This is a genomic window from Fructilactobacillus sp. X8R1C1, assembly GCF_059900945.1.
Genome location: NZ_JBWXVH010000001.1, coordinates 259,592 through 272,751 on the forward strand (window position 1 = coordinate 259,592; position 13,160 = coordinate 272,751).

19 protein-coding genes, 1 tRNA gene and 1 other annotated feature are annotated in these 13,160 nt (G+C 36.8%); of the genes, 1 reads left to right on the plus strand and 19 read right to left on the minus strand.

The window, feature by feature from the left end; all coding sequences use genetic code 11:
• Positions 1–2: 2 nt before the first annotated feature.
• The 18 genes from coaBC to miaA form a co-directional block, all read right to left on the minus strand.
• On the minus strand, positions 3–1,208 hold the full coding sequence (gene coaBC / locus AC6UD1_RS01345) for a bifunctional phosphopantothenoylcysteine decarboxylase/phosphopantothenate--cysteine ligase CoaBC (RefSeq protein WP_500693703.1): 1,206 nt from the start codon (positions 1,206–1,208) through the stop codon (positions 3–5).
• 104 nt (positions 1,209–1,312) lie between these two features.
• The gene (gene rpoZ, locus AC6UD1_RS01350; RefSeq protein ID WP_500693702.1) at positions 1,313–1,516 is read right to left on the minus strand and encodes a DNA-directed RNA polymerase subunit omega; all 204 of its coding nucleotides are present in this window, start codon (positions 1,514–1,516) and stop codon (positions 1,313–1,315) included.
• Positions 1,516–2,133 carry a guanylate kinase gene (gmk, locus tag AC6UD1_RS01355; protein ID WP_500693701.1) on the minus strand — a complete coding sequence of 206 codons (618 nt, stop codon included), beginning with the start codon at positions 2,131–2,133 and terminating at the stop codon, positions 1,516–1,518. The genes rpoZ and gmk overlap by 1 nt, the downstream gene beginning before the upstream one ends.
• Before the next feature lie 82 nt (positions 2,134–2,215).
• Positions 2,216–3,922 carry a DNA repair protein RecN gene (gene recN / locus AC6UD1_RS01360; RefSeq protein ID WP_500707125.1) on the minus strand — a complete coding sequence of 569 codons (1,707 nt, stop codon included), beginning with the start codon at positions 3,920–3,922 and terminating at the stop codon, positions 2,216–2,218.
• 12 nt (positions 3,923–3,934) lie between these two features.
• A complete protein-coding gene (locus AC6UD1_RS01365) occupies positions 3,935–4,753 on the minus strand; it encodes a TlyA family RNA methyltransferase (RefSeq protein WP_500707126.1) in 819 nt (272 codons plus the stop codon).
• A 7-nt stretch (positions 4,754–4,760) separates the two neighbouring features.
• The gene (locus AC6UD1_RS01370; RefSeq protein WP_500696732.1) at positions 4,761–5,633 is read right to left on the minus strand and encodes a polyprenyl synthetase family protein; all 873 of its coding nucleotides are present in this window, start codon (positions 5,631–5,633) and stop codon (positions 4,761–4,763) included.
• Complete coding sequence (locus AC6UD1_RS01375; RefSeq protein WP_500693697.1) at positions 5,620–5,871, minus strand: exodeoxyribonuclease VII small subunit; 252 nt, start codon at positions 5,869–5,871, stop codon at positions 5,620–5,622. Before AC6UD1_RS01375 ends, AC6UD1_RS01370 begins: the two co-directional genes overlap by 14 nt.
• Positions 5,871–7,220 carry an exodeoxyribonuclease VII large subunit gene (xseA, locus tag AC6UD1_RS01380; RefSeq protein WP_500706561.1) on the minus strand — a complete coding sequence of 450 codons (1,350 nt, stop codon included), beginning with the start codon at positions 7,218–7,220 and terminating at the stop codon, positions 5,871–5,873. Before xseA ends, AC6UD1_RS01375 begins: the two co-directional genes overlap by 1 nt.
• Positions 7,210–8,073 (minus strand): bifunctional 5,10-methylenetetrahydrofolate dehydrogenase/5,10-methenyltetrahydrofolate cyclohydrolase, encoded by an 864-nt coding sequence (locus AC6UD1_RS01385; RefSeq protein WP_500707127.1) that lies wholly within the window; start codon positions 8,071–8,073, stop codon positions 7,210–7,212. The genes xseA and AC6UD1_RS01385 overlap by 11 nt, the downstream gene beginning before the upstream one ends.
• 94 nt (positions 8,074–8,167) lie before the next feature.
• The gene (nusB, locus tag AC6UD1_RS01390; protein WP_500699511.1) at positions 8,168–8,566 is read right to left on the minus strand and encodes a transcription antitermination factor NusB; all 399 of its coding nucleotides are present in this window, start codon (positions 8,564–8,566) and stop codon (positions 8,168–8,170) included.
• On the minus strand, positions 8,563–8,991 hold the full coding sequence (locus AC6UD1_RS01395) for an Asp23/Gls24 family envelope stress response protein (RefSeq protein WP_500693693.1): 429 nt from the start codon (positions 8,989–8,991) through the stop codon (positions 8,563–8,565). The genes nusB and AC6UD1_RS01395 overlap by 4 nt, the downstream gene beginning before the upstream one ends.
• Positions 8,992–9,034: 43 nt before the next feature.
• A complete protein-coding gene (gene efp / locus AC6UD1_RS01400) occupies positions 9,035–9,595 on the minus strand; it encodes an elongation factor P (RefSeq protein ID WP_039143941.1) in 561 nt (186 codons plus the stop codon).
• A gap of 114 nt (positions 9,596–9,709) precedes the next feature.
• Positions 9,710–10,006, minus strand: a complete 297-nt coding sequence (rpmA, locus tag AC6UD1_RS01405; protein WP_010021538.1) for a 50S ribosomal protein L27 — start codon at positions 10,004–10,006, stop codon at positions 9,710–9,712.
• Positions 10,007–10,032: 26 nt separating this feature from the next.
• On the minus strand, positions 10,033–10,353 hold the full coding sequence (locus AC6UD1_RS01410) for a ribosomal-processing cysteine protease Prp (RefSeq protein WP_500693692.1): 321 nt from the start codon (positions 10,351–10,353) through the stop codon (positions 10,033–10,035).
• 5 nt (positions 10,354–10,358) lie between these two features.
• Positions 10,359–10,667: a 50S ribosomal protein L21 gene (rplU, locus tag AC6UD1_RS01415; RefSeq protein WP_500693691.1), complete on the minus strand. Its 309-nt coding sequence runs from the start codon at positions 10,665–10,667 to the stop codon at positions 10,359–10,361.
• Between the two features lie 16 nt (positions 10,668–10,683).
• Positions 10,684–10,756, minus strand: a sequence feature (ribosomal protein L21 leader region).
• Between the two features lie 100 nt (positions 10,757–10,856).
• Positions 10,857–10,930: transfer RNA gene (locus AC6UD1_RS01420), tRNA-Arg, on the minus strand.
• A 74-nt stretch (positions 10,931–11,004) separates the two neighbouring features.
• Positions 11,005–11,529, minus strand: coding sequence for a hypothetical protein (locus tag AC6UD1_RS01425; RefSeq protein ID WP_500707128.1), 525 nt, complete (start codon positions 11,527–11,529; stop codon positions 11,005–11,007).
• On the minus strand, positions 11,516–12,436 hold the full coding sequence (miaA, locus tag AC6UD1_RS01430; protein ID WP_500707129.1) for a tRNA (adenosine(37)-N6)-dimethylallyltransferase MiaA: 921 nt from the start codon (positions 12,434–12,436) through the stop codon (positions 11,516–11,518). The genes AC6UD1_RS01425 and miaA overlap by 14 nt, the downstream gene beginning before the upstream one ends.
• 92 nt (positions 12,437–12,528) lie before the next feature.
• Here miaA and AC6UD1_RS01435 point away from each other — a divergent pair, with 92 nt between their 5' ends.
• Positions 12,529–12,705: a DUF3042 family protein gene (locus AC6UD1_RS01435; protein WP_500693688.1), complete on the plus strand. Its 177-nt coding sequence runs from the start codon at positions 12,529–12,531 to the stop codon at positions 12,703–12,705.
• 43 nt (positions 12,706–12,748) lie between these two features.
• Here the strand turns inward: AC6UD1_RS01435 and AC6UD1_RS01440 are convergent, their stop codons facing one another.
• A complete protein-coding gene (locus AC6UD1_RS01440; RefSeq protein ID WP_500696736.1) occupies positions 12,749–13,153 on the minus strand; it encodes a rhodanese-like domain-containing protein in 405 nt (134 codons plus the stop codon).
• Positions 13,154–13,160: the final 7 nt, after the last annotated feature.

The window sequence follows — 13,160 nt, forward strand, 5'->3', positions numbered from 1 at the left end:
AGCTATAAAAGGTCAACAACGACATTTAACACTTCACTAGCAACTTTTAATTTAGACTCAACTTCTGTCTTTTTGACCAAACCATCCTTTGAGATGATTGAAACCTGATTATCATCACTATTAAAACCAATTAATGAATTGGAAACATCATTTAATACCACTAGGTCTAATTTCTTTTTCATCAACTTTTGCTTAGCATTTTTAAGAGGATCATTGGTCTCGGCCGCAAAACCGACCACCACCTGATTAGGGTTCTTCTGTTGTGCCACTTTTGCAACAATATCATCGTTCTTAATTAGATGGAGATCTAAAGAATCATGGTCTTGATCCTTCTTTATTTTTTGTTTTTCCGCATGAGCAGGTTTAAAATCACTAACTGCAGCAGCCATAATCAAAACCTGATTATCTGAAAATAAGCGTTGTACCTGGTGCTCCAGTTGATCAGCAGAACTAACTTTGATAACTTTCACACCATCTGGAATCTGGCACTGACTGTTGGCACTTACAAGTGTCACTTTAGCCCCCATTTCTTTAGCAACCTCAGCAATTGCATATCCCATCTTTCCTGATGAATTATTTGATAAGTACCTAACCGGATCAATTGGTTCTCTAGTACCACCAGCAGTTACTAGTATATTAACCCCAGAAAGAGGTTGGTCATCATGATCACTTAATTGACTAACCACAAACTGATAAATTTCTTCTGGTTCAGCAAGTCGACCTAGAGCTGAATATCCTTCGGCTAGTGGACCAACTTGTGGCTCAATAAATTCGATACCATCATCTTTTAATCTTTGAAGATTTCTTTGGGTAGCTGGATTTTTTAGCATGACATCATTCATTGCTGGCGCAAAATACTTGGGGCACTCCATGGCTAACATAGTCGTACTTGCAAAATCATCCGCAATCCCATTTGCTGTTTTAGAAATAAAATCAGCGGTAGCAGGGGCAACAATTGCCAAATCGGCCCATTTAGCTAGCCCAATATGATTAATCGTTGTTGAGTCATCAAAATAACTTTGATCATCATAGACATCATTCTTCGATAAAACTTGAAAAGTTAATTTCGAGACAAATCGTTTGGCAAACGGTGTCATTACAACTTTGACACTAGCACCATTCTTTTTTAAAAGTCTCAATAAATAAACTGCCTTATAAGCAGCAACGCTACCAGATACAAATAAGACAATTTGCTTCCCGTTTAACAAAATTATACCCTCCAAAGTATTTCTTATTAATTATACTACACATCCCTTATTATTCATTTAATAAAAAAAGACCCTGTGATGAGATTCATCACAAAAGTCCTTTCTTACTTACTTTTTGGAGCGATGGTTAACACGCCGGCAGCAATTTCTTCCAACGCCATTCCAACTGATTTTACTGACTTATAATGGGAAAGCAGTGGTTTCGCACCTTGATCAAGTTCTTCAGCTCTTTTGCTTGCTAACATAACGAGCGAATATCTTGAATCAACGTGTTGCAATAAATCTTCAAGTGGTGGATAAATAAACATTAAACTTCATCTCCTAATTTATTAAGATAATTTGGCATAACACGGTTTACCTTTAAACGTTCACTTTTAACAATTGTTTTAATTCGGTCTACCGCATTTGAAACCTTATCATTCACAACTGCATAATCATAGTTTTGCATCATTCGGATTTCCTTAGAAGCTTTTTCAATTCGTTTGTTGATAACTTCAATATCATCAGTCCCACGGCCAACCAAACGATCCCTAAGTGAATCAATGTCAGGTGGAGTTAGGAAAATAAAAACTCCATCGGGGCAGTTGGCACGCACCTGCATGGCACCATTAACTTCAATTTCCAGAAAAACATCTCTTCCTGAATCTAATGTCTCGTTTACGTATTGTAACGGGGTGCCATAATAATTGTCAACATACTTAGCATACTCCAGCATCTTACCATTTTTAATATTCTGTTCAAATTGATCCTTTGAAACAAAGTAATAATCAACCCCGTTAACTTCTCCCTCACGGGGTTTTCTGGTAGTCATCGAGATTGAATACTTGAAATCGACATCAGGCTCATTAAAAAGGGCTTTTCTAACCGTTCCCTTCCCCACTCCACTTGGACCAGAAAGAACAATTAACATTCCTCTTTCACTCACTTAAACCGCTCCTTTTTCGTAACTTCTTTATATATATTATGCAATTTATAAATCAATTAATCAATAAGAGATAAAATGAATGCTATTTAATTTTTTGTCTTTTTTGTTGATTGGCCAAGTTTAAAAGTTCAGAAGCGTGTTCCATGGTTAACTTAGTAACTGTGGTTCCTGCTAACATTCTAGCAAGTTCCTTAACTCGTTGCTCACCTGATAAGGGTTGAACCGAAGTTTCCGTTCGATTATTAGAATCAACATGCTTCGAGATGAAATCATGATTATCAGCCATGGCGGCAACCTGTGGCAGATGGGTGATACACAAAACCTGGGATTTCTTACCAATTGCACTAATTTTATCTGCAATTGCTTGAGCCACTCTTCCCGAAACACCCGTATCTACCTCGTCAAACACGATTGAAGTTACTCCTTGGACGCGGGAAAAGATCGTTTTAAGAGCTAACATAATTCGAGAAAGTTCACCACCTGAGGCAATTTTGGATAACGGTGCCATGTCCTCACCCGGATTCGTTCGGATGTAAAACTCAACTTCTTCAATTCCATTTCGATTAAAAGTATCTTTAGGTAAATTGGAAAAACGAACTTCGAACTGCGTTTTATCCATGTACAAATCAGCTAATTGTTGATGAATTTCAGCAGTTAACTTTTCGGCTTGCTGATGTCTAATATCACTTAACTTTTTCCCAAGTTTATTTAATTCTTTGACGGAAGCATTGAAGCGTTCTTCTAAATTATTGCCACTCTTTTCATCCGTCTCCATATCAGTTAATTCACCAGAGATTTTATCGTAATACTTTAAAATCTGTTTAATCGAATCACCGTATTTTCGTTTTAACTCAAAAATAGTATTTAAGCGTTGCTCAACTTCGTTCAATCTGTCAGGTTCAAACTCCAAATTATCCATCTGATTACTAATCTCTCCAGAAGCATCTTGCAGCGTATAATAAGCATTTTTAACATTCTCAGAAATTGACTTAAACTCATCATCTAACCGTTCTAAATCTTCAAGAGCATTCATGGCATCCCCGATCATATCAATCGGACTAATACTTTCATCACCATTAATATCATTAAAACTTCTTCCTAGACTATCGCTAATGGCTTGAAAATTATTTAAACGATCCCTTTCGGCTATCAGATCTTCTTCTTCGCCATCCGTTAAATCAGCCGTTTCAATTTCATTTACCTGGTACTTAAGCATATCAATGCGTTGAGCCCATTCTTTTTCATTTTTATTTTTATTATTTAATTCTTTCTTTAATTTAAGGTATTTTTCATATTGTTCCTGATAAAGCTTAAGCGTAGGTTTGAGGCTGTCGCCAGCAAATTCATCAAGTAACCCAATGTGCTTATCAGGTTGCATCAGCGCTTGATGTTCATTTTGTCCATAAATATCAACCAAAGTTTCGCCAACTTTTTTTAGCGTATTTGTATTCACCAATATGCCATTGATGCGACATACGTTGCGGCCATTACGATATAATTCACGCTGTAAAATTACCGTATCATCATCATGTTCGATCCCAAATTTATCCAACACATGAGCAGTAAGACCATCTTTAGGAATGGCAAACATTCCCTGTAAAATTGATTTGTTCGCACCCTTTCTAATAAAGTGAGACGATCCCCTACCACCAGCAAGTAGACCAACGGCATCAATAATAATCGACTTTCCTGCACCAGTTTCTCCTGACAGAACTGTCATCCCTGAGTAAAAATTAACTTCCAATTGATCAATAATCGCAAAGTCTTTGATTGAAATTTCCTGTAACAACTTCTCACCTTCTTAATTATTTAAACTTTTATAAGCCCGATCCATGACATCTTCAACTGCAACATCGTTTCCTACTTCAGGGTCATCAGATGACTTTAGATGAATCAAGAATTCGATATTCCCTTCACCACCCTTGATGGGAGAAAAATCAAGTCCTAAAACAGAAAAACCAGCCTCAGTCGCAAACTGAATGACGTTAGTAATCACCTGTTTATGCACGTTTTTGTCCCTTACAATGCCATGCTTACCAACGTTTCCACGACCAGCCTCAAACTGGGGTTTTATTAATGCCACTACTTCCCCATTTTTAACTAAAATTGATTTTAAGGGCTTTAAAATTAATTTAAGAGAAATAAAAGAAACGTCAATTGAGGCGAAACTAGGTTCTCCACAAGTAAAATCTTCTGGTTTACTGTACCTAAAATTAGTATTCTCCATTACAACAACACGAGGGTCGTTTCTAAGCTTCCAAACTAATTGGTTTGTCCCAACATCTAAGGCGTAACTCAATTTAGCTCCATTTTGTAACATTACATCCGTAAATCCACCGGTGGAGGATCCGATGTCCAAAACGATTCTATCACGAACACTAACATTAAAACTTTTGAGTGCTTTTGCTAATTTTAATCCACCCCGACTGACAAAGGGAAGTGCATTTCCCTTTAAATGCAGCTTGGTTTCAACTGGAATCTTCACCCCAGGCTTATCCATGCGTTGTTCATTTTTTCCAAGTACTTCACCAGCCATGACGGCTCTTTTTGCCCTTTCGCGTGTGTCAAACAATCCTTGCTTGACAAGTAAGACATCAACCCGCTCTTTATCCTTTGCCATTATAACCTCACTTTTTCACCACAAAATAAGATAAAAATGAATCTAACAAATCGGGTGAAAATTCATCCGGCAACTTACTTAATGCCTCTTGACTTTTACTAACAGTCTCATCTAATTTTTGAATTGCTCCATTAATTCCCAACAAATTTACATACGTATTTTTATCAACATCATCCTGATTTTCAAGGTTAGGAGCATCTTTAATATCATCAAATATTTGAAATGCTAGCCCAAAATTCCAAGCAAACGCAGATAAACATTTCCGACTTGCTTGATCAGCATCAGCAATGGTCGCTCCTGCTATAACACAATAATGAAACAGCTCACCGGTTTTGTTTCTATGTAAATGCATTAATTCATCCAGATTCAAATGTTGGTTATCTGAACTAACATCTACAGTTTGACCAGCTACCATTCCGTCTGGACCAGCAGCATGGGACAATAACTGAATCAATTGAACTTTTTTTACAGCTGACAAATCAGCTCTTGAAAGCCAGTTAAACGCTAACGTCAACAATCCGTCTCCAGCTAAAGTTGCAATATCAGCGCCAAATTTTTTGTGATTGGAGAGTTGACCACGACGATAATCATCATTGTCCATGGCTGGTAGATCATCATGAATTAAAGAATAGGTATGAACTAACTCAACCGCAGAACTGGTTTTAATGGTGGACTCGTCAACTTCGTAATTCAAAGTTTTTAGGGTGGCTAACGTCAATAATGGTCGTAATCGTTTTCCACCAGCCATCAAAGAATATTTCATGGCATCTACAATTAATTTTATCGAGCTCGACTTATCAATGTTTGTTTCTAAAGTTTGATCGATTTTCGGAATATATTTATCTTTAAATTCTGAAAGAGTTTGTTTATTGGGTGTCATCACTGTCTCCACCTTGTTGATCACGATCAAATGGGATTTCATTATCACTGTCATCCATCATTTTAGTAAGCGTTTTTTGTGCATTTGAAAGTGTCTTTTGCATTTCGTTACTTAACTCAACTCCATCTTTAAATTCTGAAAGGGCTTTTTCTAAAGGTACGTCCCCCTGTTCAAGTTGATTAACAATTTCTTCTAATTTATCCATATTTTCTTCAAAAGTTGGTTTTTTATCTGCCATTATTTACTGTCTCCTTTAAGTCCAACATGATCAACGGTTGCACTAGCACTTCCATCACTGAACTGAATACGAATGTGTTCATCCTTTTTTAAATCCTTAGCCGACTTAACTAATTTCTCATGATCATTTGTAACCATCCCATATCCAGAACTCATTAAACGTAGTGGGCTGAGATGGTCGAGTGCACTGACGTTTGAATTTAACTGATTCCGTTTTGTTTTCAAAATCACTTGAACGGACTTTTTCATCGATTCAAGATAATAATTAACCTGTTTTTGGTTTGCATTGATGCTATGAACCGGTGAGTTTAATTTTAGTTGTTCTAAATAAGCTTGAAGTTGATTATGGTAATGATTTAGTAAATCTTTCATGTTAGTACCCAGTTTGGTATTTAAAGTATCTAATTGCTGGACATAGGATTCATAAAGACGTTCGGGCTGGTTAAAAACGTAAGAATTCATTACTTTATCGTATTGTGACCTCGAACGGGCCAAAATGTTATCCATGGCATTATAAATCCTAGTCTGTTTAGTCTTTAAATCAAGAATTACATCACTAAGCACAGGAACTGCCAACTCCGCAGCTGCGGTCGGGGTTGCTGCCCGTTTGTCAGAAACTAAATCAGCAATCGTTGTATCAGTTTCATGTCCAACTGATGAAATCACTGGAATTTTACTATTATAAATAGCTCTTGCGACAATTTCTTCATTAAATGGCCATAAATCTTCAATAGAACCACCACCACGACCAATAATAAGAGTATCGAAGCCGCCAATTTCGTTGACTCGGTTAATTTGATGAGCGATCTCACTCGCTGCATTCTCACCCTGAACAGCTGCTGGAAACAAAACAATTTGAGCAATCGGAAATCTCCGTCTAACGGTAGTGATGATGTCCTTAATAACTGCACCACTTTGAGACGTGACTACAGCAATTCTCTTAGGATACATTGGAAGAGGTTTTTTATGAATTTCCTCAAACAAGCCCTCTTTGGCAAGTTTATTTTTTAACTGTTCGTAGGCTTCATAAAGTTGACCTACTCCATCCGGTTCCATGTGATCAATATAAAACTGATACATTCCGGTTTTTTCATACACGGAAACATGTCCAGTAACAAGGACTTTCATTCCCTCCTCTGGCATGAATTTAACCTTAGAGAAGGCCGATTTAAACATCGTAACGTTAATTTTTGAGTTGTCATCCTTTAAACTAAAATATTGATGAGTTGGTCGCAAGCGAAAGTTGGAGATTTCACCGGTAAGGTAAACTCGTCCTAGGTATGGGTCAACGTCAAATTTCTTTTTGATATACTGCGTCAAAGCTGATACAGTTAAATATTTACTTGCCACTCTTTTTGCTCCATTCACACATATCAACCGTTTGTTGCATCAAGGTTGCGATTGTCATTGGTCCTACGCCACCCGGCACCGGAGTGATATATTCGATATTGTCACTTTTTGATTTGTATTCGACGTCGCCAGCCAATTTACCATTCTCATCCATATTTTGACCAACATCAATAACAACGGCACCTGGTTTAAAATCATCATCATTTAATATGGCATACTTGCCGACCGCTGAAATAACTACATCAGCTTGCTTCGTGTACTTTGAAACATCATCAGTGTGACTATGAACGTCAATCACAGTTGCATCGGCGTTAAGCATCAAAGCTAACATTGGCTTTCCAACAATTGAACTACGGCCAACAATCACAACGTTTTTACCATCTAAGTCAATATGGTACTCCGATAGTAAAATCATAATGCCTTTCGGAGTACATGCAACCGGGTAATTCTCCTTAAGATTAAGAAATAACTTGCCGACATTAACGGGATGAAAACCATCCACATCTTTTGTAGGATCAATTGCCTCAATCACTTTGTCTTCGTTAATATGATCAGGAAGCGGCGATTGAACTAAGATTCCGTTGATTTCAGGGTTCTCATTCAAACTTCTCACAATTTGGATCAATTCGTCTTGCGTGGTTGATTCAGGTAAAGCTTTCTTAACGGAATAGATGCCTAACTCTGTTGCCTTTTTTTCTTTGCTTCGAACATATCTTTGACTTGCCTGGTCATTTCCAACGATTACTACCGCTAATCCTGGAGTAATTCCAGCTTGTTTTAGTTTAAAAACTCGCTTTTTTGTTTTTAAGTTCAGGTCTCTTGCAACCTTTCTGCCATCAATTATGCTAACCACGAAAACATCTCCCGATACATTATTATTAGTACAATTTTAGCATATTATTTTTGTTCTAGCTAAATGTAAAAAAATAAGAACCCATCACGGGTTCTTATTTTTCAATCGCACTATCTAAAACGCCATTAATAAAGTTTCGTGACTTATCATCACAAAACTTTTTAGCTAATTCTAAAGCTTCATTAATGGCAACTTTATTTGGCGTTGCTTCTTCATACTTAATTTCATACAGCGCAATTCTTAAGATAATCAGGTCAGCTTTACTAATTCGATCAATCGACCATTTATTCGCTAAGTGATCCGTGATGATCTTATCAAGTTCACTTTTATGCTCTCTTACCCCATTAACAATTTCCAAGTAATATTCTGGTGCCTTTACATCTTCATTTGTAAGATAATCAAAAAATTCACTTGGTTCAACAGCATCATTACTTTCCATCGCAAATAGGGTTTGAAAAGCTAACTCTCTAATTTGATGTCGACTTATTTTCACTTTTTATCCTCATTATCGAATAATTTATCAGTATCAACTTTACCAGTACTCTTTGGAGGAATCATTCCTTCAACGTGAACATTTACGGAACCGATACGAAGGTCAGTCATAAACAACAACTGTTGTTTTACTTGGTTTTGAATCTCTAAAGCAACTTTAGGAACCGAAACCCCGTAATTTAGGTATACAAAAATATCAACATTCAATTTGCCATTTTCAATTGCTAATCTGATACCCTTACCGCGCTCTTTTCTTCCAAATAATTCGTTAACACTGGAAGAAAAACTGCCACGCATCCGGTTAACACCTTCAACTTGCACGGCCGCAATTCCAGCAATGACCTCAATCACACGAGGTGCAATTTTAATCGACCCTAGGTCTGATTTCTTATTGTCGAGTGTAATGAAACTTTCGTCTGCTGCCATAATATAACCCCCAATTGGCTAAACAATCAGATCCTTCTGACCATTATGCCCGAGAAATGTAAGTACCGTCATCAGTATTGATCACTAACTTATCACCCTTATTTACAAAGAATGGAACTTGAAGCGTTAAACCAGTGGTCATAGTAGCAGGTTTTGATCCACCAGAAGCAGTATCACCCTTAATTCCAGGTTCAGTATCCGCTACTTCAAGTGTGACCGTCTTAGGCACTTCAACTCCCAGAGTTTCACCGCCATACTGAATAACTTGAACTTCCATATTCTCTTGTAAGTAGTTCATTTCTTCTTTAACTTGCTCTCTTGGAATCGTTAGTTGTTCATAATTATCCATGTCCATAAAGACAAGGCCACTACCATCATCGTAGAGGTATTGCATCTTTTTGGTTTCAATGTTAGCTTTTTCAACTTTAGCACTAGCTCTGAAAGTCTTTTCCTGAACGGCTCCCGTCCTTAAATTCTTTAACTTAGTACGAACAAATGCTCCACCCTTACCGGGCTTTACGTGTTGAAAACTAACAATCTTCCAGATGTTATTGTCAGCTTGAATGGTCATACCATTTTTTACTTTTACAATTGAAATTGACATTTTCATGCCTCCCACATATTTATGTTCCTATCATATCAATATCGATCAAGTAAAAGCAAGTTACGATATTGATAAAAAAAGAGACCCCTGCATTAACGCTAGGCCTCTTTGGATTTACTTAGTTGCTACTTCTGCTTCAGGGTAAACAGAAACTTGACGTTTGTCACGACCTAAACGTTCGAAACGAACAATCCCATCAACTAAAGCAAATAATGTGTCATCTCCACCACGTTTAACGTTCTTACCTGGATAGATATGAGTTCCACGTTGACGGTATAAAATTGTACCAGTTGTTACTGATGAGCCATCAGCAGCTTTAGTCCCTAAACGACGTCCAGCTGAGTCACGACCGTTAGATGATGAACCACCGGTTTTATGGTGAGAGAAAAATTGTAGATTCATTTTTAACATGCGTTTACACCTCCAAATTAAAAGTGTTATTTTACTTCAACGTAATTCGAATACTGTTTTGAAATATCCATAAGTCCATTCATAAAGCTTTTAAGTAACGTTTGGACCTTAACATCATTCAAATGTTCAACCGGAATCTTAACTTGGAGATATCCTCCATTTTTTTCATCCTGTTCTACATATGGATCAATGTCACAAACGGTAATTAACCCGTTCACAGAAGAAATTGCTAACGCTGATACTGCTGCACAGACGATATCATGCCCATACTCACCAGAATCAGCGTGGCCAGTCACTTTAAATCCAGTTATTAAATTATGATTTAAATCAAATGTAGCTTTAATCATATGGCTTAAGCGTTAATCTTGTTGATAGTAACCTTAGTATAAGGTTGTCTATGACCCTTCTTTGATTGAGCACCCTTTTTAGGTTTATATCTAAAGATACGGATCTTCTTACCCTTACCTTGCTTATCAACTTTTCCTTCGACTGAAGCACCATCAACTAATGGTGAACCAACCTTAGGAGTCTTGCCACTAACAAAGACAACATCATCAAAAGTAACCTTGTCACCTTCGTTAGCATCAAGTTTTTCAACAAAGATGGCTTCACCTTCAGAAACCTTGTATTGCTTGCCACCTGTTTCAATAATTGCGTACATGTAGTGCACCTCCTTATAATTTGCTTAGACTCGCCAGTATTAAGTGCCCAATGGGCCTTAAAACTCAAACTGAGCGGTTGTAGCTGTGGAAGTCCACAATTACAACATCATAAGTATATAAAAATTAATGTTATAAGTCAAATGAAAAAGGGACACACCAGATATCAAGCGTGTGCCCCTTTTTCGAGATGTCGCAGGAGCGATTCGAACGCTCGACCTACGGTTTAGAAGACCGTTGCTCTATCCAGCTGAGCTACTGCGACATAAACTCAAACAACAAGAATAATTATATTGAATATCGAACTATAAGTCAATGGTTTTTAGTACATTGCTTGATTTAATGATCATTTAAAACCAGCTTTAAATCATCTTGCAGTAGACTGTTAAATCTATCGGTGATTGTATCTGAACTAAAGCCTAAATCAACAAGGCCGAACTTTAAGAATAAAGTCCAAGCGTGCTTATATCCAATCTTGCTTTTCTCATAATAACTTTTTAGTAACATATTCAGCATTGATAAATATAAAGAATTAAGGTCATCAGTCTTTTTCATTCCTAATAACTTATTTAACATCTCGTCATCTACAGTAATCACATCCACCCAACTTTGTAGGTTAGCAATTAGCAAAAAATCCCTGAGAGTCCTAATGTAACTTTCGAGCTGGTTGTCACGATTGTTCTCGGAACTAGTGATGTCTGTTTGAAGCATCCCAGAATTTTTAGCCAATTCAGAAAAGTGAATGTCTAACGAAACGTAAGAACTTGAAACATGAGTTCCGGGTTTCCAGATTGTTTGATTTTTAGCATCTAATTGCCGATATAAGTTGACTGTATCAGAAACCATTTTGTTAATATCCATCATTATTTTGCCACTCCTTAATTTGCTGTTCAATTTGAGTAATTTCTTCAGGATGTTGAATTAAATCATACCAAGTAACATCCATCTTGTTCCTAAACCACGTTAGTTGTCTCTTAGCGTAGTGTCTTGAGTCTTGCTTAACATCTTCTACTACTTGATCCAAACTTTCGTTACCCTTGAAATATGGGATGAATTCGCGATACCCAATTCCCTTACTAGCAGGAATTTTACTCCCCCCATTTTCAAAAAGCCATTTATTTTCTTTAATTAACCCGTTTTCCATCATCTGGTCTACTCGTTGATTAATCCGCTGGTATAGGACATCACGACGCGTATTAAGTCCCACAATCAATTCATCATACTGCTGTCCCTGATTATTCTGCTTGGAAATTGGCTTTCCACTAACAAGGTATACTTCGAGAGCCCGTAAAATGCGTCGTGTGTTTTGCACAGGTGTCTTTGATGCCGTTACAGGATCAACCTGATTTAATTTATCCCACATTTTCATTGGACCAAATTCGTTAAGTTCATTAATCAATGTTGCTCTAATTTCAGGATCATTCTTACTTCCTAAATTTAATCCCCTTAAGAGTGAATTAAGATAAAATCCAGTGCCACCAACAATAATTGGAAGATGCCCTCGATTCGTAATTTCCTTAATTAATTTTTCAGCAGCTTCAACAAAATCAACCACCGAATATTGTTCGTCAACATCAATGATGTTTATTAAATAATGAGGAATTCCCTGTTGCTCCGTTCGAGAAATCTTGGCAGTACCAATATCTAGATGACGGTAAACCTGCATTGAGTCGCCAGAAATAATTTCTCCATTAAACTGTTTTGCAATTTTAATTGATAAGTCCGTTTTTCCAACAGCCGTTGGACCAACAATCGCTAATAATTTGTTCATAAATTCACCTAATTAATGATGTTCTATACTGGATATATTAGCGCAAATAACGCATAATGGACAAGTAGATAATAAAAAAGGAGGCAATGACTATGAGTAAATTTACACAAGGATTTACTACAGGAGTTGCAGCATGTATTGGAATCGCTGCAGGAGTTTGGCTTTCATTCAAGAAAACGGTGGTTCAACCAATGGAGGAACAAGAGTCCAAAATTAATGAAAACCGTAAAAGAGCAAACAGAAAAAGTCATTCAGCTCATTTAAGTTAATTATTAATAATAAAAAGAGAACTCGATCGAGTTCTCTTTTTATTTAACCCTTTTTAATTTTGCCATCCCATCGCTGGTAACCCTCGTTAAGAATTGAAATATTTTTAAAACCCTTTTTGTGAAGGAATTTGGCAGCTTTCATACTCAAAGTCTTATTCTGATCGTACAAATAAACTGGTAGATCTGGTCTCAGTTCTTGATAAAAACTTCGAAAAGTTGAATATGGCATGTTTCTTGAACCAAGAATATGACCATCATTAAAAGCTTTACTTTCACGTAAGTCAATAACTTGCGATTTGCGAATCCCACTTTGAAATTCATCTTCATTTAAAAACTTACAATAACGTTTGGCCATTAAAATAGTAAATTCATGGTATAACCACCAAATTAACAGAACCACTCCTAGAGTGATCAGAAAATAAAGAACTGAAACTATCACACTACTCAATTAAAAT

Excerpts from the sequence above, each read along its gene's own strand:
- rpoZ (WP_500693702.1), bottom strand. The coding sequence starts at position 1,516 with ATGTTTATTTATCCACCACTTGAAGATTTATTGCAACACGTTGATTCA.
- AC6UD1_RS01365 (WP_500707126.1), bottom strand. The coding sequence starts at position 4,753 with ATGGCAAAGGATAAAGAGCGGGTTGATGTCTTACTTGTCAAGCAAGGA.
- AC6UD1_RS01370 (WP_500696732.1), bottom strand. The coding sequence starts at position 5,633 with ATGACACCCAATAAACAAACTCTTTCAGAATTTAAAGATAAATATATT.
- AC6UD1_RS01375 (WP_500693697.1), bottom strand. The coding sequence starts at position 5,871 with ATGGCAGATAAAAAACCAACTTTTGAAGAAAATATGGATAAATTAGAA.
- AC6UD1_RS01395 (WP_500693693.1), bottom strand. The coding sequence starts at position 8,991 with ATGGCAGCAGACGAAAGTTTCATTACACTCGACAATAAGAAATCAGAC.
- efp (WP_039143941.1), bottom strand. The coding sequence starts at position 9,595 with ATGTCAATTTCAATTGTAAAAGTAAAAAATGGTATGACCATTCAAGCT.
- rpmA (WP_010021538.1), bottom strand. The coding sequence starts at position 10,006 with ATGTTAAAAATGAATCTACAATTTTTCTCTCACCATAAAACCGGTGGT.
- AC6UD1_RS01410 (WP_500693692.1), bottom strand. The coding sequence starts at position 10,353 with ATGATTAAAGCTACATTTGATTTAAATCATAATTTAATAACTGGATTT.
- rplU (WP_500693691.1), bottom strand. The coding sequence starts at position 10,667 with ATGTACGCAATTATTGAAACAGGTGGCAAGCAATACAAGGTTTCTGAA.
- AC6UD1_RS01425 (WP_500707128.1), bottom strand. The coding sequence starts at position 11,529 with ATGATGGATATTAACAAAATGGTTTCTGATACAGTCAACTTATATCGG.
- miaA (WP_500707129.1), bottom strand. The coding sequence starts at position 12,436 with ATGAACAAATTATTAGCGATTGTTGGTCCAACGGCTGTTGGAAAAACG.
- AC6UD1_RS01435 (WP_500693688.1), top strand. The coding sequence starts at position 12,529 with ATGAGTAAATTTACACAAGGATTTACTACAGGAGTTGCAGCATGTATT.